The organism is Flagellimonas sp. L-11 (assembly GCF_056857735.1).
The window spans coordinates 70,214-90,177 of sequence record NZ_JBSXNR010000074.1 but is presented as its reverse complement, the minus strand read 5'-3'; the positions used below and the strand labels follow the sequence as shown (position 1 = coordinate 90,177).

Sequence of the window (19,964 nt, the reverse complement as noted above, 5' to 3'; positions counted from 1 at the left end):
GCAACTTTAAGGGCATAGGGACCCTATGGCCCGATTTTTTCCAAGGGAAATAAATCGATAAAACGCAACATTAAGGCAGGCACCCACAAATCACCCCCTAAATAAAAAGACCGCCTAAATGTTTTTAGACGGCCTCTTTTTGTTAAAGTATAATGTTGTGATTAATTGCAAGCAATACCTATATCGTCATTAAAATCAAACCGAAATCGTTGACCAAGGTTTCACGTGCTGCTGTCGCTTCGCTTTCAAGACAATATTTTAGTCCTGACACACCAACATCAATATCTAATGGTAATATCAAAATTCTCTTCGGTTATATTCCATAAGGTAACAAAGGAGTTTTCATCTTCAGCCAAGGCGTGATCAACATTTAAACCTTTTATCTTTATTTGGCCATCTATTTTATCAATACCATCGGTTACCCTTACTTTAATTGTGTGTTCTATTACCGATTCGTAATCAAGAGTCTTTCCTTTTGATAATGCTAAATTACCTTCAGATGAAAGAGAAAAAGTCCGTTATCATTTTCTATGATAGAAAAATAAAGGTCATCATTATCCTTATCCGTGGCTATTATTTTTCGTATTTCATCCCTATCCATAATATCTTCAGCACCCGTAAAGCTTTGTGCCTCAATTTTAGGAGCATTGTTCTTGGGTGATTCCGAGCTATCGTCCTTACCACACGACCATAGCAACGCAAGCGAAATAATCGCACATAATAGATTTTTGATATTCATAATAAATATTTTGGTAAATAGGGATTTTCACAATATCCATTCATGCTGTCATTTTAACTACGATCTGACCTATGCCCCATTTGAATTGATGTATGAAGTATTCTTCTCATTTTTTGATAAAAAAACATAGATACTTAACTCAAATTTATTATGCATGCATAATAAATTTTTTATATATTTGAGAACACCAAACCTGTTCCATGAAAGATTTGACCATTGATTACGCCCTAAGGGCCACTTGGCAGGCTGTTAGCAAAATGTACAATGAGGAAGCTAAAAACTATGGGCTTACAATGGCCATTGGATTTACCTTACTGAGCATTGACCCCAAAGGAGGTACACCAAGTACCACATTGGGGCCCAAAATGGGGATGGAAGCAACTAGTTTGTCAAGGATCTTAAAAAATATTGAGCAAAAAGGCTACATACAACGTAAACGTAACCCAAGAGATGGGCGCGGCGTTCTGATTTATCTTACCCCGCTGGGTTTGGAAAAACGAAAGGAGTCCAAAGAAGTAGTACTGCGTTTCAACGAAGTCGTAAAAGAACATACCTCTCAAGAAGATTTGTTGGGCTTCTTTAGAATCATTGAAACTATCAATAAACTTATTACAGATAAAAAAATCTATTCAAAAACAACTAATAACTAAATTACAAACTTGCACATGAAAAGGCATATAAACAAAGTTGCCGTAATCGGTTCCGGAATTATGGGAAGTGGCATTGCATGCCATTTTGCGAATATTGGGGTTGAGGTTCTATTATTGGATATAGTCCCCCGTGAACTTACCGATAAGGAAAAGGCGCAAGGACTTACCTTGGAAGACAAAACGGTCCGCAATCGCTTGGTGAACGAATCCCTTGCTTCTGCCCTTAAATCCAAACCCTCCCCTATTTATCACAAAAGCTTTGCTGACCGCATCACCACTGGAAACCTAGAAGATGATATTTCCAAAGTGGCCGACGTAGATTGGATCATAGAAGTGGTCGTGGAACGCTTGGACATCAAAAAACGAGTGTTTGAGAATTTGGACAAACACCGCACACCGGGAACACTCATCACTTCCAACACTTCTGGAATACCTATTCGGTTTATGAGCGTAGAAAGAAGTGAAGATTTCCAAAAGCATTTTTGTGGAACCCACTTTTTTAACCCCGCACGTTACCTCAAACTTTTTGAAATCATTCCGGGACCAAAAACCTCCAAAGAGGTTCTGGAGTTCCTAAACGGATATGGCGAGCAGTTCTTGGGGAAAACATCGGTTGTTGCTAAAGACACGCCCGCCTTTATCGGAAACAGAATCGGAATTTTCAGTATCCAAAGCCTTTTCCATGCCGTAAAAGAAATGGGGATGACGGTCGAAGAAGTCGATAAATTGACAGGCCCCGTTATTGGACGGCCTAAATCCGCTACCTTCCGTACCGTGGATGTGGTAGGGTTGGATACCCTTGTGCACGTAGCCAATGGAATCAGTGAAAACTGTAAAGACGATGAACGCCACAAACTGTTCCAGTTGCCCGACTTTATCCAAACCATGATGGCCAATAAGTGGTTGGGCAGCAAATCTGGACAAGGTTTCTATAAAAAAATCAAAGGGGATGATGGTAAAAGTGAAATCTTGACCTTGGATTTGGACACCATGGATTACCGTTCCAAAAAGAGTGCAAAATTTGCCACTTTAGAACTCACCAAAACCATTGATAAGGTAATTGACCGTTTTCCCGTTTTGGTAGATGGAAAAGATAAAGCCGGAGCGTTCTATCGGAAAAGTTTTGGGGCACTTTTCGCCTACGTCACCCACCGTATTCCAGAAATCACGGATGAATTGTACAAGATAGATGATGCCATGAAGGCTGGTTTTGGCTGGGAACACGGCCCCTTCCAAATTTGGGATGCCGTTGGACTGGATAAAGGTCTTGAATTCATCAAGGCTGAAGGTTTGGAAGCCGCGCCTTGGATCGCTAAAATGAAAAATGCAGGAATTGATACCTTCTATACCATAAAAGAAGGTAACACTTACTTCTATGATATTCCTAAAAAGACTATGGAAAAAGTTCCGGGTCAGGATGCATTCATCATTTTGGACAACATCAGAAAAACCAAAGAAGTTTTCAAAAACAGTGGTGTTGTTATCGAAGATTTGGGTGATGGAATCCTAAACTGTGAATTCCAATCCAAAATGAACACCATTGGCGGCGATGTGTTGGCAGGATTGAACAAGGCCGTTGACCTAGCCGAAAAAGATTTTGCAGGATTGGTCATAGGTAACCAAGCTGCCAATTTCTCTGTTGGCGCCAATATCGGAATGATTTTCATGATGGCGGTGGAACAAGAATATGATGAGCTGAACATGGCCATCAAAATGTTCCAGGACACGATGATGCGGATGCGATATTCCTCTATTCCAACCGTAGCTGCACCGCACGGTATGGCACTTGGGGGTGGATGTGAACTTTCACTTCATGCGGATAAAGTTGTGGCCGCTGCCGAAACCTATATCGGTTTGGTGGAGTTTGGCGTTGGGGTAATCCCCGGCGGTGGTGGTTCCAAAGAAATGGCGCTTCGCGCTTCGGATATTTTCAGAAAAAATGATGTGGAGCTCAATGTGCTTCAAGAGTATTTTCTCACCATCGGAATGGCCAAAGTGTCCACATCGGCTTATGAAGCCTTTGATTTGGGCATTTTGCAAAAAGGAAAAGATGTAGTGGTCGTCAACAAAGACCGTCAGATTGCAACAGCAAAAGCCTATGCTAAACTTATGGCAGATGCGGGTTACACTAAGCCTGTGAAGCGAAAAGATGTAAAAGTACTTGGAAAACAGGCCTTGGGTATGTTCTTGGTAGGAACGGATTCCATGGAAGCTGGTCACTATATTTCTGAACACGACAAAAAGATTGCCGATAAATTGGCCTATGTTATGGCCGGGGGCGACCTTTCGGAAGCCACAATGGTAAGCGAACAATATCTTTTGGACTTGGAAAGAGAAGCATTTCTATCCCTTTGTACCGAAAGAAAGACTTTGGAACGTATTCAGCATATGTTGAAAACAGGAAAACCGTTGAGGAACTAGACACAAGAATCAAGACAAAAGAGCCAAGACCCAAAATCCTGACTCTTGGTTCTTGAATCTAAAAATCAAAAAGAAAAAATGAAAACAGCATACATAGTAAAAGCATACAGAACAGCCGTAGGCAAAGCACCCAAAGGACTGTTCCGGTTTAAGCGACCTGATGAACTGGCTGCCGAAACCATAGAACACATGATGAAAGAGCTTCCCCAATTGGACAAAAAACGTATTGATGACGTTATTGTTGGGAATGCCATGCCCGAGGCCGAGCAAGGCTTGAACATGGCTAGGCTTATCTCACTAATGGGACTGGATATTGACGATGTGCCCGGGGTGACCGTAAATCGCTATTGCGCATCCGGACTGGAGACGATTGGTATTGCAACAGCCAAAATACAATCGGGAATGGCAGATTGCATCATAGCCGGTGGTGCGGAGAGCATGAGCTACATCCCCATGGGAGGTTACAAACCAACGCCAGATTACGCCACGGCCAAAGAAGGGCACGAAGACTATTATTGGGGAATGGGCCTAACAGCCGAAGCGGTTGCCAAACAGTTCAAGGTATCTCGCGAGGACCAAGACGAGTTTGCCTACAATTCGCACATGAAAGCGTTAAAAGCACAAGAAGAAGGTCGCTTTCAAGACCAAATTGTTCCTATTGAAGTAGAGCACACCTTTGTGAACGAAGCTGGTAAAAAGGAAACAAAAAATTACACCGTCAATAAAGATGAAGGGCCGAGAAAAGGCACCAACATCCCAACTTTGAACAAACTTAGGCCTGTTTTTGCCGAAGGTGGGAGCGTTACCGCTGGAAATTCATCACAAATGAGTGATGGTGCCGCTTTTGTTATGGTAATGAGCGAAGAAATGGTGAAAGAACTCAACTTGGAACCCATTGCACGATTGGTAAACTATGCCGCGGCAGGGGTAGAACCACGAATCATGGGAATTGGCCCTGTAAAAGCCATTCCAAAAGCATTGAAACAAGCCGGAATGAAACAGGACCAAATAGACCTTATTGAGTTAAACGAAGCCTTTGCATCGCAATCGTTGGCCGTTATCAGGGAACTTGGCCTAAACCAAGACATTGTAAACGTAAACGGAGGAGCTATTGCACTGGGGCACCCACTGGGATGTACAGGCGCCAAACTATCGGTTCAGCTTTTTGATGAGATGAGAAAGCAAGACATGAAAGGCAAATACGGTATGGTCACCATGTGCGTAGGCACCGGGCAAGGTGCCGCAGGGATATTTGAATTTCTTTCCTAAAATAGAAGAAAAGAGATTAGAGAAAAGAGACATCTTCGATGAAAAGGCACAATTATAAAAAATGAAAATTTGGTTGCTCGGATTGGAAATAGCCAACGACATTTCCGATTTGCTCCTCAATTTTCCAAAACATCAACGATATGACCTAAGTTCCCAGATAAGTAGATGCTCAGTTTCAATGCCTAGTAATGTTGCTGAAGGATTATCTAGAACAGATAAATCTTTTAAGTACTTCATAGATATTGCATTAGGGTCCTCTTTTGAACTCGGCATACAACTTTTGATTGCAAAACACCGAAAATATATTAACACCGAAATTTTAAATACACTTGAAGATAAAATTGAAGAATGGCAAAAAATGACCATGGGGTTTCAAAACCGATTGGAATAAGTCTTTCATCTATTTTCTATCTTCTTTAATCATAATCAAAAATGGAAACAAAAGAAAAAGACATACTGAGAGGAGGTCAATTCTTGGTCAAAGAGACCAAATGTGAGGACGTGTTCACCCTTGAAGACCTCAACGAAGAACAAAAAATGATGCGCGAAAGCACCAAGGAATTTGTAGACCGCGAGCTTTGGGCACATTGGGAACGTTTTGAGAAAAAAGACTATGCCTATACCGAAGAATGTATGAAAAAGGCTGGTGAACTTGGCTTGCTGAGTGTGGCAGTTCCTGAAGCTTATGGCGGTATGGGAATGGGATTTGTTTCCACTATGTTGGTCTGTGATTACATTTCAGGTGCTACGGGATCTTTTAGTACAGCATTTGGAGCACATACCGGAATTGGAACCTTGCCCATTACATTATATGGAACTGAAGAGCAAAAACAAAAATATGTTCCCAGATTGGCCACAGGCGAATGGTTCGGAGCTTATTGTTTGACTGAGCCAGGAGCGGGTTCCGATGCAAACTCAGGTAAAACAAAGGCCATCCTTTCCGATGATGGCAAATATTACAGCATCACAGGACAGAAAATGTGGATTTCAAACGCTGGTTTCTGTAACCTGTTCATTGTTTTTGCCAGAATCGAAAACGATAAAAATATTACCGGGTTCATTGTGGAGAACGATCCGGGAAATGGAATCAGTCTTGGTGATGAGGAAAAAAAATTGGGTATCCACTCCTCCTCTACCCGGCAGGTATTCTTCAGCGAAACCAAGGTGCCTGTTGAAAATATGCTTTCTGAAAGAGGCAATGGATTTAAAATAGCCATGAATGCCTTAAATGTGGGCAGGATCAAATTGGCTGCTGCCTGTTTAGAGGCGCAACGCCGCGTAATCAACGAAGCTACAAAATATGCCAACGAGCGCGTTCAGTTTAAAACTCCGATTATAAACTTTGGCGCCATTAAAGCAAAGATTGCCGACATGGCCACCAATGCTTATGTGGACGAAGCTGCTTGTTACCGTGCCGCCAAAAATATCGAGGATAGAATCTTCATTCGCGAAGCCAATGGAAATTCACACCAAGAAGCAGAGCTTAAAGGTGTTGAAGAATATGCGATTGAGTGCTCTATTTTGAAAGTGGCCGTATCTGAACATGTACAGCATACCACGGACGAAGGCATCCAAATTTTTGGAGGAATGGGCTTTAGTGCCGATACCCCAATGGAATCTGCTTGGAGAGATGCCCGTATTTCCAGAATTTATGAAGGCACGAACGAAATCAACCGTATGCTTTCCGTAGGCATGTTGGTTAAAAAAGCCATGAAAGGCCATGTAGATCTTTTAGGTCCAGCTACTGCCGTAGGTGAAGAATTGTTGGGCATACCATCTTTTGATATACCTGATTACTCTGAGTTACTATCAGAAGAAAAAGACTTATTAATCCGATTGAAAAAAGTATTCTTGATGGTTGCTGGTAGTGCCGTTCAAAAATTCGGACCCGACTTGGAAAAACATCAAATGTTGTTGATGGCCGCTTCCGATATCTTGATTCAAATTTATATGGCAGAATCAGCTATCCTAAGAACGGAGAAAAATGCAAAACGCTTTGGTGAAGAAGCCCAAGCAACACAAATAGCCATGACCAAATTGTATTTGTACAGGGCCGTTGACATTATCCAACAAAAAGCAAAGGAAGGTATTGTTTCCTTTGCCGAAGGTGATGAACAACGTATGATGTTGATGGGACTTAAACGCTTTACCAAGTATACAAACCAACCCAATGTGGTGAAACTTAGGACGCAAATTGCTGATAAAGTCGCTGCAGACAACGGGTATACCTTTGACTAATTCAAATATGTGTTGGGATAAAAACCCGCTTGGATTTGAAAACGCCCCGGTCGGGGCGTTTTTTATCACCCACTTTTCTTGATGTATTTATGTTAGGTAGTGCCCGATTGCCGGACGGACAGGGAGTAGAGACCAAATTGAAATTTTACGCTTTGAAAAATAATCAATTAGCAAGAAGATACGAGCGTGACGCTTGCACCAACGGGAGCACTTATGTCAGGTTGAGCGCAGTCGAGACCAATCTAAGGCTTAGGTTTTTGTAAGACTTCTCGACTACGCTCAAAACGACAATTATTTTATGCAAAAACTTTACTTGATGGATTCCAATATTTGCTCGTCCTTCTGTTTTTTGGAAAAGTTGATGGCACATTCAATTAATGCCAAATGCGAGTATGCTTGTGGAAAGTTGCCCAACAACCTTTTAGTTTTAAAGTCGATGTCCTCGCTAAACAGCCCCAAATGGTTGCTGTAGCCCAATAAACGTTCAAACTGTTCCAAGGCCTTTTCCTCCTCCCCTATTTTGAACAAGGCATTGATGAACCAAAATGTACAAATGGTGAATGATGAGGAAGGAAGCCCAAAATCATCTTCGTTTTTATATCGGTACAAAAGACCATCGTTGCTAAGCCCATCTTCTATGGCTTTGACCGTATTTACATATTTAGGGTCGCGCGCATGGATAAAACCATATGGTTCCATCAAAAGCACCGAGGCATCCAAATGGCGGGACCCATAACATTGCACAAAGGCATTGATATCATTGTTCCAGGCGTTTTCGTGGATATCTTCCTTAATTTCCTGCTCAAGGGCCGTCCAACGTGCCAGTTTTCGGGTTTTACCGAACATTTGAGCCACTTTTATAGCGCGATCCAAAGCTACCCAACACAACACTTTGGAAAAGGTAAAATGTTTGTCTTCCCCACGGAATTCCCAGATACCTTTGTCCGGTTCCTTCCAGTGTTTTCCAACAATCCAAACAATTCCTTTAGTAATGCTCCAAAGTTCCTCCACATTCTCAATATCGTTGCTAAAGTTCCTTAGTTGCTCATAAATCACATCCATCAAAATGCCATAAATATCATTTTGACGTTGCTTGTAGGCCGCATTACCAACGCGAACAGGTTTGGAGCCTTTGTATCCATCAAAATGATCCAAGGTCTTCTCTGTTAATGTTTTTTCCTTGTTGATACCATACATAATCTGGAGTTTTTCATCTTTGTCAGGCATCAAATCAATAATAAACTGAAGATAACGCTTGGCCGAATTCTTATGTCCAAGTTCCGAAACCACCTTTATTACCATGGATGCATCACGAATCCAGCAAAAACGGTAATCCCAATTCCTAACCTCACCAATGGTTTCGGGCAAGGATGTGGTCGCAGCTGCCAAAACCGCCCCAGTCTTGTCGTAGGTCAGCATTTTTAGGGTTATGGCGCTCCTAACAATTTCTTCTTTAAACTTTTTGTAGTCGGGTGTCTTTGCTACCCAATCCAACCAATATACCTTGGTGCGTTCCAGTTCCAGCCCCATTTTATCCGTGGTCGGCATCAATATCTTTTCGTTGTAACGAATCAAAAAATATCCGTCTTCCTCCAAACTTATCTCCTCACCACCCAAAACACGCTCTTTATCAAAAGATGTGTACAGGAACAAGGTGTCATATTTTAACTTATGGGTAAGGCTGGCAATAAAATCCTCTTTTACAAAATGTTTGGTTGCACCTAATCCATATTCCAATTTAGGGTCATATTTTACCTTGAATTTTGGTGCACCAGAAACATATTTTACATAGCGGATAATCTCTGGCTGCGCCATGTACTTCCCATGCATTTTATGGTGACGGGGCATAAAGTCGTGCAACTCAAAAATATTATCCCCATCGGTAAAGCGTGTAATCAAAATCGCCGTGTTGCGATAATATTCTTGTTGAATGGTATAATCACCATTTGGGTGTATCTCAAAACTGCCCCCTTTTTGCTCATCCAACAGCTTCGCAAATATCGATGTTGAATCAAATTGCGGCAGGCAACACCAGTCTATGGAGCCTTCTTTGGAAATTAATGCCGCACTTCTGCAATTTCCTATAATTCCATAATTCAAGTTGTCCATAGGTCAAAAATTCTCAAAAGGGTTAGAATGAATTGGTTTTGCGCTCGAATTTCCCGAATTTTAAAGAAACAAAAAATTAAAATACGTCAAAAATCATCCTTTTATGGGAAAAACTATCATAATCTCAAATCGATTACCCGTTCAGTTACAAATTAGCAACGGAACCATTAATGCAATACCAAGTGTTGGGGGTTTGGCTACGGGGATGAAATCCGTACATAGCGGTGGCGAAAGTCTTTGGATAGGTTGGTCCGGGTTAACCGACGAGGACACACCCGAAGAACTTGAAGATGACATTGATAAAGCATTAAAAGAACATGGTTGTGCCAAGGTAAAGCTCAATTCCGATGAAATTGATGGCTTTTACTACGGTTTTAGCAATAGAACCATTTGGCCCCTGTTCCATTATTTTTTGAAGTATTCCGAGTTTGAACTGAATTATTGGGACACCTATAAAAAGGTAAACCAGAAATTTGCAGATGCCATTATAGAAAATTCGGACGAGGACGACACTATTTGGATCCATGATTACCAATTGATGCTGGTTCCTCAAATGGTGCGTGAAAAACGTCCCGATACTACAATCGGATTCTTTTTACATATTCCCTTCCCCTCTTTTGAAATATTCCGAACATTGCCTTGGCGTGATGAAATTTTGGAAGGATTGTTAGGCTCGGATCTTATAGGTTTCCATACTTACGATTACGAAAGACACTTTTTAAGTTCTGTACGAAGGCTTATAGGATTGGATGTAAGCTTCAACGAGATTTATTTGGACAATCGGGTCATTAAAGTGGATTCCTTCCCTATGGGAATAGATTACAAAAAATTCAGGGATGCCGCAATCTCGCATGAGTCCAAAAGCCAAGATGAGCGAAGTGATCTTCAGGTTAGGTTGGATAACCACAAAGCCTCGGCTCCAGATACCAAGCTCATCCTTTCCATAGACCGATTGGATTATAGCAAGGGCATTGCAAAACGTATCAATGCTTTTGAGTACTTCCTTCAAAAATATCCAGAGTACAAAGAAAAAGTGAGATTGATTATCCTAGCTGTGCCATCTCGCTCCAATGTACCTCAATATCAACTGTTAAAAAGAGAAGTTGATGAACTGGTAGGAAGGATCAATGGGGAATTGTCCACCATAAATTGGACCCCGATCTGGTATTTCTACCGTTCCTTGCCATTCGAAAGCTTGATCGACCTATACACTTCCAGTGACATAGCGTGGCTTACCCCGCTCAGAGACGGAATGAACTTGGTCGCCAAGGAATATATCGCCACACGAACGGACAAATCCGGAGTACTTATTTTAAGTGAAATGGCCGGTTCCGCATACGAAATGAACGAAGCCCTGTTAATCAATCCCAATAACTTTGAGCAACAAGCGGACACCCTAAAAAGAGCCTTTAACATGCCATTGGAAGAGCAAGTTTCCAGGAACACTTTTTTACAAAAAAGATTGGAACGCTACAATGTGGAGGTCTGGGCCAACGAGTTCATGAACGCCCTAAAGGAAAATAGGGATTTGGGCCAAGCCTTTATTTCCGAAAAAATGTCGCCACAAATCCTCATGTCCATTGAAAAAGCTTATATAGCATCGAAAAAACGCTTGTTGTTCTTGGATTATGACGGTACCTTGGCCGGCTTCCATAAAGACCCACAACAAGCCTCTCCCGATGAAGAACTTTACGAACTTTTGGACGAATTGCACCAGCAAGAGAACACCACTGTATTTTTAATAAGCGGACGAGACAAAGAAACCTTTGGCCGTTGGTTTTTGCCCAAAAAATATAATATGATCGTAGAACATGGCGTGTGGATTTCCAGAAACGGCGATGACTTTAAGTTACTGGAACAAGTCAAAAGCGGATGGATGAGCAAAATAAGACCTGTTTTGGAATCTTTCGTGGATAGGACACCCGGCTCCTTTATCGAGGAAAAAAATTATTCCTTGGCTTGGCATTACAGAAACACCGATCCCGATTTTGGTACAAAAAGAGCAACAGAACTCAATACTGTTTTACGTAGTTTAATCGGGAATGACGATATTAGCGTTTTAAACGGAAACAAGGTCATGGAGGTAAAAAGCAGCAATGTAAACAAAGGTAGGGCCGCCACGAGAATGTTGAGTGAAGGTGATTATGACTTTGTATTTGCCATTGGTGATGACTGGACGGATGAATTTATGTTCCAAGAACTGCCAGATTCGGCAATTACCGTAAAAGTGGGACTCAAAAAAACACAGGCCAAATACCATGTGGAAAACACCAAAAGGGTACGGCAACTTTTAAAACGTTTTACAAAACAATGACACGAGGTTTTTTTTTGATTTGCTCATTATTGGTAAGCGCTCTAGGGTGGGCGCAGACCGATACGGAAGTCTATCTTTTTGACCTTAAGGTAAACAATGCAAAGCCTACCCTGTCCAATCCAAAAAATATTTCCAACAATCCCGGTTACGACAACCAACCCTCTTTTTGGGATGATGATTCTGTTTTGTTTGCTTCAACAAGGCAAGACCAAACAGACGTTCTTCAATTTAATGTGAATGAGGGCAGCACTTCGTCTTGGTTGACCTATACCACGACAGGAAGCGAATATTCGCCCCTTCGCATCCCCGGTAAAAATGCTATTTCTGCAATTCGATTGGATTTGGATGGCCTGCAACGTTTGTATGAGTATGACTTTGAAACAAGCGAATCAACCCCGATCACAGATCTAAAGATTGGATACCATGTTTGGTTTAACGACCACATTTTGGTAGCTACCGTTTTGATGGAAAATAGAATGGACTTAAAAGTTATGGACCTTGAAAAAGGAACACAACAAACCGTTCACCAAAACGTAGGTCGATCATTGCATAAAATACCGGGAACGGACCTCATTAGTTTTATAAGCAAGAGAAATAATACTTGGGAAATAATGTCTTTGGACCCCATTACGGGTGAATCAAAGAAAATAACCAAGACTTATGCCCAAGAAGAAGATATTTGTTGGTTGGATGAAAACACCATCATTACTGGAGCGGGTAAAAGGCTTTTGACAAAGAAACTGAGTTCAGATGCTGATTGGGAAACCATCATTGAGTTTCCACAAGAAGAAATCAATAACATTAGCCGTATTGCTATCAGCCCTAACAGCAAACGATTGGCATTCGTGGCCGAGGAATCACCGGCAAAAATTATTCAAAAGCAAGTAAAAGCCTTTAATAGTCGAGATTTAGATGGATTCGTAGCCTGCTTTGCAGACAATGTACTGGTGCAACGTTTTCCCAATGAGAAAATGTATCAAGGAAATAGTACCATGAGGGACAACTACGAACGCTTCTTCGAAAACGTAAAATCTTCGAGCGTTGAAGTGGTGAACCGGATCATCCTCGGAAACACCATAATAGATGAGGAAAAAACCAAAGTAGATGGCAGGGACGGACACCAAGTCGCCATCTATCAAGTAGAAAATGGATTGATTGCTTCCATGACCTTTGTTTTCCCCGATGGGCCCTTGACCGATGCCGAAAGTGTTGTACAGGAGCAATTGGAGGCCTACAACAATAGGGATATTGAGGCTTTTACCGACACTTATGCCAATGGGATTGAGCTATATGATTTTCCGAAATCGCTCAATCTAAAGGGTAAATCCAAACTTGCACAACGGTACGGTTCCTTTTTTGAGGATACCCCGGATTTGCATTGTGAAATACAAAACAGAATCGTAATCGGAAACAAGGTAATTGACCATGAATCCGTAACCGTCAATGGAATGCTCATAAATGCCATTGGCATTTATGAAGTAGATAATGGCGAAATTGCCAAGGTTACGTTCATCAAATAATTTTTAAAGAATTTTAAACTAACTAAATCTCACAAAAATGAAAAAAGTACTTACGCTCCTATTGTTAACCATCACATCCATTGGTTTTTCCCAAACCGATACCCGGATGTACGACATCATCAATTCCGTATCGGCAGATCGTATTGAAAGTGATGTGACCACCCTCGTTAATTTTGGCACAAGGCACACTTTGAGCGATACCGTTTCACAAACCCGAGGAATTGGTGCCGCAAGGAGGTGGATCAAGTCAGAGTTTGACAAAATTTCTTCTAATTGTGGAGATTGTTTGGAAGTGTTTTATCAAAAAAACCTGATTGAAGAAGGTGATAACGCCCGAATAGTCAAAGATGTTGAAGTTGTAAACGTAGTGGCGATTCAACGTGGAACCAAGTTTCCGAACCGCTTTATTATTATGAGCGGTGATATTGATTCACGCGTAAGCAATCCAACCAATTACACTTCCGATTCTCCTGGAGCCAACGATAATGCCAGCGGTATGGCGGGCACCATTGAAGCTTCGCGAGTGCTATCCAAGTACAAGTTCGAGAGTAGCATTATTTACGTTGGTCTTTCGGGTGAAGAGCAAGGACTGTATGGTGGAAAAGGCTTGGCTGCTTATGCCAAGAAAAAAGGCTGGGATATTGTGGGTATCCTCAATAATGATATGATTGGGAACATCACCGGAGTGGACGGTGTGGTGAGCAATAGGGATTTCAGGATTTTCTCAGAACCCGTTCCGCCTACCGAAACCGAACAAGAACGGAGAGCAAGACGTTTTTACGGTGGCGAAGTAGATGGTATCTCCCGCCAATTGGCCAGATATGTGTACAAAACCACCAAAACCTATATGCCCGAAATGAACCCCATGATGATTTACCGATTGGATAGGTTTGGTCGTGGTGGTCATCACAGACCTTTTAATGATGCGGGATACGCGGGTATTCGAATTATGGAGGCCCATGAAAATTACACACAGCAACATCAAGATATTCGTGTGGAAGACGGCATCGCCTATGGTGATGTGTTGGAGCACGTAAATTTTGAATATGCCAAAAAACTTACTGCTGTCAATGCCATTAGCCTAGCTTCTATTGCGTGGGCTCCGCCAGCTCCAGAAACCGTAGAAATTGGCGGTATTGTGGAACCCAGCGCCAAACTAAGATGGAGCAAAGTGGATGGGGCCGTTGGCTATAAAATCTATTGGAGGGACACCACCTCGCCTACTTGGGACAATTATAAATATGTTGGCGATGTTAGCGAACATACTTTGGAAGGCGTAGTTATTGATAATTACTTCTTTGGAGTGGCCGCTGTTGGTGAGAATGGGCACGAAAGCCCGGTGGTTTTCCCAAACAAGGTTTTTAGGTAGGATTTGAATGTCATTCCTGGGAAAGCAGGAACCCAGGGTATTTCATAGGATAAGATTGGATTCTGCACCAGGTGCGGAATGACAGGTTGTTACCTAGACACAACACATTTTTTTTAACTGATTTTAAACTACTTACCAAATATTAATTATGAAGCAGACTTTATTTGTTGCTTTTGTTTTTGGGTTGAGTATTGCATCTGCGCAAAATTTTACTAAACAAGACACTTTAAGGGGCAGTATAACTCCAGAAAGGGAATGGTGGGATTTGAACTACTATCACCTCAACGTGAAGGTGGAACCCTCCGATAAGTTTATTTCGGGGCACAACGTTGTTCGGTACAAGGTTTTGGAAGATGCCAAAATACTTCAAATTGACCTACAAGAGCCCATGAAAATTGAGTCCATCACACAAGACGGTAAAAAATTAAAATACACTTCTGTAGGAAACGCTCATTTCATCAAACTGAAGAAAAAACAGGTTCCCGGTGAATTCAACGAACTAAAAATAGCATACTCTGGGCATCCTAGAGAAGCGGTAAGAGCTCCTTGGGACGGTGGTTTTTCATGGAAAAAAGATGCTAATGGCAACCCTTTTGTTGCGACATCGTGCCAAGGTTTGGGCGCCAGTGTTTGGTGGCCCAATAAGGACCACATGTACGACGAAGTGGACAGTATGCGCATTAGTGTCACCGTTCCCAAACATCTTATGAATGTATCCAACGGACAATTGGAAAGCGTTACCAACAAAGGCGATTTTAAAACCTATAACTGGGTGGTAAAAAACCCCATAAACAACTATGGTGTTAATGTTAACATTGGAAATTACACACACTTTAGCGAAAAATATGAAGGTGAAAACGGTCCTTTGCAACTGGATTACTACGTGTTGCCCGAAAACTTGGAAAAAGCCAAAAAACAATTTGCTCAAACTCCAATGATGTTGCAAGCTTTTGAACATTGGTTTGGCCCCTACCCTTTTTACGAAGATGGCTTTAAATTGGTTGAAGTGCCTTATTTGGGCATGGAACACCAAAGTTCTGTTACCTATGGCAATAAATATGAAAATGGTTATTTGGGTCGGGATTTGTCGGGCACCGGTTGGGGTCTACAATTCGATTTCATCATTATACATGAGGCTGGGCACGAATGGTTCGCCAACAACATCACCTACAAAGATATTGCCGACATGTGGGTACACGAAGGTTTTACGGCCTACTCTGAAAATCTGTACCTCGATTATCATTTTGGCAAAAAAGCATCTGCCGAGTATGTGATCGGAACTCGTACCAATATCCAAAACGACATACCCATTATTGGCCCCTACGGAGTAAATCAAAAAGGTTCGGGGGATATGTATTACAAGGGTGCCAACATATTGCATACCCTGCGCCAATTGGTGGATGATGATGAAAAATGGCGTCAAATATTGCGAGGACTCAATAAAGATTTTTACCATCAAACGGTAACCACCAATCAAATCGAAGATTATTTAAGTGAAAAATCGGATAAGGATCTATCCGCTTTCTTCAATCAATATTTACGTACCACGATGATTCCTATCTTGGAATATAAAATTGAAGATGGCTCCATTGCCTATCGCTATGTTGATGTGGTAGAAGGTTTTGATATGCCCATCAAAATATCCGTGGGAGATGAAGAAAAATGGCTGTTTCCCACAGCCGAGCGGAAAATGGAAAAACTGGAAGGAAGCAGCAAGGTAGTTTTTGATGAGAACTTCTATATAGAGACCAAAAAGATGTAGTCCGAAAAACATTTGAAAACAAAAAGGCTCCGCATATTACGGAGCCTTTTTTATTTGATTTATCAGTTGTTTAATTAAACTGTACCTGTGTCAGTGCAAAAGGGCTTCCCCCCTCACCTTCAGCTTTGTAGGTAAGGTATAGCTCAGGTTGTACTCCATCGGTTTTTTCAATGGGTATTACAATAGCTCCTCCTTGGCCACTGAGACCATCAGGATTAAGTTGTCCTGTTCCGAGGACTTCGCCATCAGGTGCTCCAGCCCTTAACTCCATGGTGTAGCCTATACTTGGAGGTTCTTGCCATCCAACAATGGCCATCAATCTACTTACACCTGTCAAATCTGTGTTTTCTATTTTCAACCATCCTTCGGCAGCGTTCAAAAGTTGCAACTGCATTCCACCAAAGGCCATGGCCTGCATACCCTCCGTAGGCGTACCCTCTGGAAAAGTCATGGTATTACTGGCCAAAACAACCGTTTTTGAGCCTGTTAATGGCAACGCTTCCGCTGTTCCTTGATCGGTGTAACTAGCTGTCAGTAAAAATACTTCTCCCTTCTCCTTTGCCTCTGGCGTTACTGTACCAGTTAAAGGGAGTGATGGTTGCTTATTGCCGCCACCTGTCAAGGACTGAATGTACTGGGTAATTTGTCTAGCCTCCATTTGAGTGACATTTGGGTGGGCAGGCATTACCACTTCACCCCAGACACCGGAACCGCCTCCAATAATTTTAGCCATCAAATAGTTGGTAGCACCTCGGTCGCCCTTGTACTTCTCCGAAACTTCAAGATAATTTGGTCCAATCGACGCCTCTTTTTCCTTGTGGCATGATTTGCAGTCCAAACTCTGGGTTAACGCTTTGCCCATTACAGCACCGGATACTTGCTGGTGGCCCAAATTCATGTTGACCTCATCCATACCTGAACGATATTCTACCGAAACATAAACATTATCCTCATCGACTTCGCTATCCGCATCCGAAACGGAAACCTTGTAGCCGATTGGTTGTCCTGGTATATAAAATGATGAATTCGCTTGGTCCAATTCAATATCAACTACAGGTCGCTCATTGCCCGCAACTATAGTTTGATCAAGGCTCGAAACTTCCTCGCCTGCTGTATCTTTGGCTGTTACATTAAGTTTATAGGAGCCTGCATCTTTGTACGTATACGTTAAAGTGGGTTCTGTAGTCTCCTGGGTAGTTCCATCTCCCAAATCCCAAACATAGCTCATGTTATCACCTTCCCGATCATGGGCTTCAACAGTGGCTGTAACAGTAAGTGGCAGTGAACCGGAATCGGTATCCACTATAAAATTGTCTATTACAGGGGCTCGGTTGCCTCCATTATATTCAATATAGCTCAAACCACTGTCCGGGTTTGCAGAGAACCAACCACTTCCGTATTCCAATAGGTAAACGCGTCCATCGGGACTCATTTCCATATCGATCAAATTGCTTAATTCGATGTCTGGTGCAAAAGGCTCCATTTTGTTTACAGAACCATCTTCAAAAAGATGAACGGCCATCATCCAACCTCTCATCCAATCATAAATGATTACTTTTCCATCGTAATAAGACGGTAAACCTCCGCCATTAGGGTATAAATCTGACCAATACGTAGGTCCTGCCATAGCGTTTCTTCCTCCCGAACCTGTTTGGGGGAAATCCTGGCTTTCTCCATAATGATAATATGCATATGCTGGTTGGGCAGGAGGCAACTCTCTCAAACCTGTATTGTTCTTGGAATCGTTGATTGGTTTCTCTGGGTCGAAAAACCTTCCGGATTCCCCAGTTTCATAATTATACTTGCTATAGGCAAAATTATCTCCGATAAACATGGGCCAACCGTAATTCCCAGGCTCACGGGCCTGGTTCATTTCATCATATCCTCTTGGGCCACGGGTTTCGAGACTGTCAACTCGTGCATCAGGTCCCACATCACCCCAATACAAGTATCCACGTTTTAAATCAACAGAAATCCTGTATGGGTTACGATGTCCCATGGTATAAATCTCTGGTCGTGTTTTTTCTGTACCTTCAGGGAAAAGGTTACCCTCGGGTATATCATAACTTCCATCTTCGTTGACTTTAATTCTAAGTATTTTACCACGAAGATCGTTGGTGTTTGCAGATGTACGTCTAGCATCAAATTGTTCCTTGCCCGGTATATCGTTCAAGGGTGCATATCCACTATTTACATATTTGGCCTCTTTGTCATCAAAAGGTGTAGAGTTATCTCCTGTAGATAAATAAAGAAGTCCATTGGGGCCAAAGGCAATAGATCCTCCTGTATGGCAGCATATTTCACGTTGGCTGTCCAACTCAAGAATTACTTGCTCGGAATCCATATCAAAATTCCCATCCTTAAACTTAAAACGCGAAAGTCGATTTATCCAATTGTCGCCTGATGGGGCATAATACAGGTAAATCCAATTATTTTCCGAAAAATTTGGGTCTTTTTGAAGTCCCATAAGTCCTTGTTCAGCATTTACCCCTGGTGTTTCCAGTGTTTTATGGTATACATCCAAAAAGGCAACTTGGCTAATTTCCTTAGTCTCATCGGAATACAACATTACTTCTCCCCTACGCTGTGCAATCAACACATCATTGTTTGGTAGCACGGTCATTTCCGTAGGCTCAAAAAATTGTCCCGTAGACAATGTTACTTTACTGAAGCGATCGGTCTCGGGTGGTATTTGGGATGTTGCCTTGGCATAATCCAATTCAAGGTTTTTACCGATGGCATAGTTAATACCGCCAAGAACATGTTTTAGAAAGAGTTCCTCGGAATAACTTTCGTCCGTATGTCCTGCTGCAGTGTAAAACGCACGGCCACCATCAAATTCGTGGTACCAGGCCATTGGATGGTACTCCCCGTTTTCGCCACCTTCGTAGGTGGACTCGTCCACGGTCATCAAAACATTGATGCCATCGTAAATATTTTTGTAGTTGTACAATTCATCGCTACGGTGCCATACGGAATCTGTAAAAAATTTTGTAGATTGATGGTTTTTATCTTTTATGATAAAATCCGCCTCCGGTGTTCCTGCTGGATGGCTCAAGAATTGAGCGCCGACCAATTTGTTGTACCAGCCCCAATCGTACTCGGTATCGGCCGCTGCGTGAATACCCACATAACCCCCTCCTGCTTGAATGTATCGCTCAAAAGCTGCTTCTTCACGTGCATTGAGTACATTTCCTGTGGTACTTAAAAACACGATTGCGGAATACTGAGCCAAATTTTCGTCGGTAAATAATTGGCCGTTTGTTGTAGTGTCAACAACAAAATTGTTCTCTTGGCCCAGTTTTTCAAGAGCCGCGATTCCTGATGGGATAGAAGCATGTTTAAATGCCATTGTTTTTGAAAAAACCAAAAGCTTGGGCGGCCCTTGGCGTTTTTTCTCACACCCAACAAGAACAAAAAGTAGGCATAACGCCCCTAAAATGTAATTCTTCATGTGCATTAATAATTGTTGTAAAATCTTAAAGTTTAGTTTTGGCAATTAGCTAATAGCTAACTATGTGGCAATATAATTACTATTTTGCTGAAAACCGGCCTCTATTGTCTCAAATTGTA

At 42.0% G+C, this 19,964-nt stretch carries 12 protein-coding genes; 9 read left to right on the top strand and 3 right to left on the bottom strand.

Annotated features, from left to right (window positions below):
* Window positions 1-484: 484 nt before the first annotated feature.
* Window positions 485-739 (bottom strand): hypothetical protein, encoded by a 255-nt coding sequence (locus tag AC13CC_RS15290; protein WP_326279698.1) that lies wholly within the window; start codon window positions 737-739, stop codon window positions 485-487.
* A 200-nt stretch (window positions 740-939) separates the two neighbouring features.
* On the opposite strand from AC13CC_RS15290, the gene AC13CC_RS15285 reads away from it, so the two are divergent.
* The 5 genes from AC13CC_RS15285 to AC13CC_RS15265 all read left to right on the top strand — a co-directional run bounded on the left by AC13CC_RS15285 (window position 940) and on the right by AC13CC_RS15265 (window position 7,317).
* Window positions 940-1,389: a MarR family winged helix-turn-helix transcriptional regulator gene (locus tag AC13CC_RS15285; RefSeq protein WP_326279697.1), complete on the top strand. Its 450-nt coding sequence runs from the start codon at window positions 940-942 to the stop codon at window positions 1,387-1,389.
* Window positions 1,390-1,404: 15 nt separating this feature from the next.
* On the top strand, window positions 1,405-3,810 hold the full coding sequence (locus tag AC13CC_RS15280) for a 3-hydroxyacyl-CoA dehydrogenase NAD-binding domain-containing protein (RefSeq protein ID WP_482877508.1): 2,406 nt from the start codon (window positions 1,405-1,407) through the stop codon (window positions 3,808-3,810).
* A 78-nt stretch (window positions 3,811-3,888) separates the two neighbouring features.
* Window positions 3,889-5,079 (top strand): acetyl-CoA C-acyltransferase, encoded by a 1,191-nt coding sequence (locus AC13CC_RS15275; RefSeq protein WP_482877507.1) that lies wholly within the window; start codon window positions 3,889-3,891, stop codon window positions 5,077-5,079.
* Between the two features lie 61 nt (window positions 5,080-5,140).
* A complete protein-coding gene (locus AC13CC_RS15270) occupies window positions 5,141-5,470 on the top strand; it encodes a four helix bundle protein (RefSeq protein ID WP_482877506.1) in 330 nt (109 codons plus the stop codon).
* A 41-nt stretch (window positions 5,471-5,511) separates the two neighbouring features.
* The gene (locus tag AC13CC_RS15265; RefSeq protein ID WP_482877505.1) at window positions 5,512-7,317 is read left to right on the top strand and encodes an acyl-CoA dehydrogenase family protein; all 1,806 of its coding nucleotides are present in this window, start codon (window positions 5,512-5,514) and stop codon (window positions 7,315-7,317) included.
* Between the two features lie 309 nt (window positions 7,318-7,626).
* Here the strand turns inward: AC13CC_RS15265 and AC13CC_RS15260 are convergent, their stop codons facing one another.
* Window positions 7,627-9,426: a glycoside hydrolase family 15 protein gene (locus AC13CC_RS15260; RefSeq protein WP_326279687.1), complete on the bottom strand. Its 1,800-nt coding sequence runs from the start codon at window positions 9,424-9,426 to the stop codon at window positions 7,627-7,629.
* A gap of 103 nt (window positions 9,427-9,529) precedes the next feature.
* Here AC13CC_RS15260 and AC13CC_RS15255 point away from each other — a divergent pair, with 103 nt between their 5' ends.
* From AC13CC_RS15255 to AC13CC_RS15240, 4 genes are all read left to right on the top strand, one after another.
* Window positions 9,530-11,740, top strand: coding sequence for a bifunctional alpha,alpha-trehalose-phosphate synthase (UDP-forming)/trehalose-phosphatase (locus AC13CC_RS15255; RefSeq protein WP_326279685.1), 2,211 nt, complete (start codon window positions 9,530-9,532; stop codon window positions 11,738-11,740).
* Window positions 11,737-13,260 (top strand): nuclear transport factor 2 family protein, encoded by a 1,524-nt coding sequence (locus AC13CC_RS15250; RefSeq protein WP_482877504.1) that lies wholly within the window; start codon window positions 11,737-11,739, stop codon window positions 13,258-13,260. Before AC13CC_RS15255 ends, AC13CC_RS15250 begins: the two co-directional genes overlap by 4 nt.
* 37 nt (window positions 13,261-13,297) lie before the next feature.
* Entirely contained in the window at window positions 13,298-14,629 is a 1,332-nt protein-coding gene (locus tag AC13CC_RS15245) for a M28 family metallopeptidase (protein ID WP_482877502.1), read from the top strand.
* Window positions 14,630-14,777: 148 nt separating this feature from the next.
* Window positions 14,778-16,391 carry a M1 family metallopeptidase gene (locus AC13CC_RS15240; protein WP_482877500.1) on the top strand — a complete coding sequence of 538 codons (1,614 nt, stop codon included), beginning with the start codon at window positions 14,778-14,780 and terminating at the stop codon, window positions 16,389-16,391.
* 70 nt (window positions 16,392-16,461) lie between these two features.
* On the opposite strand, the gene AC13CC_RS15235 is transcribed toward AC13CC_RS15240, so the two are convergent.
* Window positions 16,462-19,845, bottom strand: coding sequence for a ThuA domain-containing protein (locus tag AC13CC_RS15235; RefSeq protein WP_482877499.1), 3,384 nt, complete (start codon window positions 19,843-19,845; stop codon window positions 16,462-16,464).
* Window positions 19,846-19,964: the final 119 nt, after the last annotated feature.

Bases quoted from the DNA above. Each gene is read 5' to 3' on its own strand.
- AC13CC_RS15290 (WP_326279698.1), bottom strand. From the start codon at position 739: ATGAATATCAAAAATCTATTATGTGCGATTATTTCGCTTGCGTTGCTA.
- AC13CC_RS15285 (WP_326279697.1), top strand. From the start codon at position 940: ATGAAAGATTTGACCATTGATTACGCCCTAAGGGCCACTTGGCAGGCT.
- AC13CC_RS15280 (WP_482877508.1), top strand. From the start codon at position 1,405: ATGAAAAGGCATATAAACAAAGTTGCCGTAATCGGTTCCGGAATTATG.
- AC13CC_RS15275 (WP_482877507.1), top strand. From the start codon at position 3,889: ATGAAAACAGCATACATAGTAAAAGCATACAGAACAGCCGTAGGCAAA.
- AC13CC_RS15270 (WP_482877506.1), top strand. From the start codon at position 5,141: ATGAAAATTTGGTTGCTCGGATTGGAAATAGCCAACGACATTTCCGAT.
- AC13CC_RS15265 (WP_482877505.1), top strand. From the start codon at position 5,512: ATGGAAACAAAAGAAAAAGACATACTGAGAGGAGGTCAATTCTTGGTC.
- AC13CC_RS15260 (WP_326279687.1), bottom strand. From the start codon at position 9,426: ATGGACAACTTGAATTATGGAATTATAGGAAATTGCAGAAGTGCGGCA.
- AC13CC_RS15255 (WP_326279685.1), top strand. From the start codon at position 9,530: ATGGGAAAAACTATCATAATCTCAAATCGATTACCCGTTCAGTTACAA.
- AC13CC_RS15250 (WP_482877504.1), top strand. From the start codon at position 11,737: ATGACACGAGGTTTTTTTTTGATTTGCTCATTATTGGTAAGCGCTCTA.
- AC13CC_RS15245 (WP_482877502.1), top strand. From the start codon at position 13,298: ATGAAAAAAGTACTTACGCTCCTATTGTTAACCATCACATCCATTGGT.
- AC13CC_RS15240 (WP_482877500.1), top strand. From the start codon at position 14,778: ATGAAGCAGACTTTATTTGTTGCTTTTGTTTTTGGGTTGAGTATTGCA.
- AC13CC_RS15235 (WP_482877499.1), bottom strand. From the start codon at position 19,845: ATGAAGAATTACATTTTAGGGGCGTTATGCCTACTTTTTGTTCTTGTT.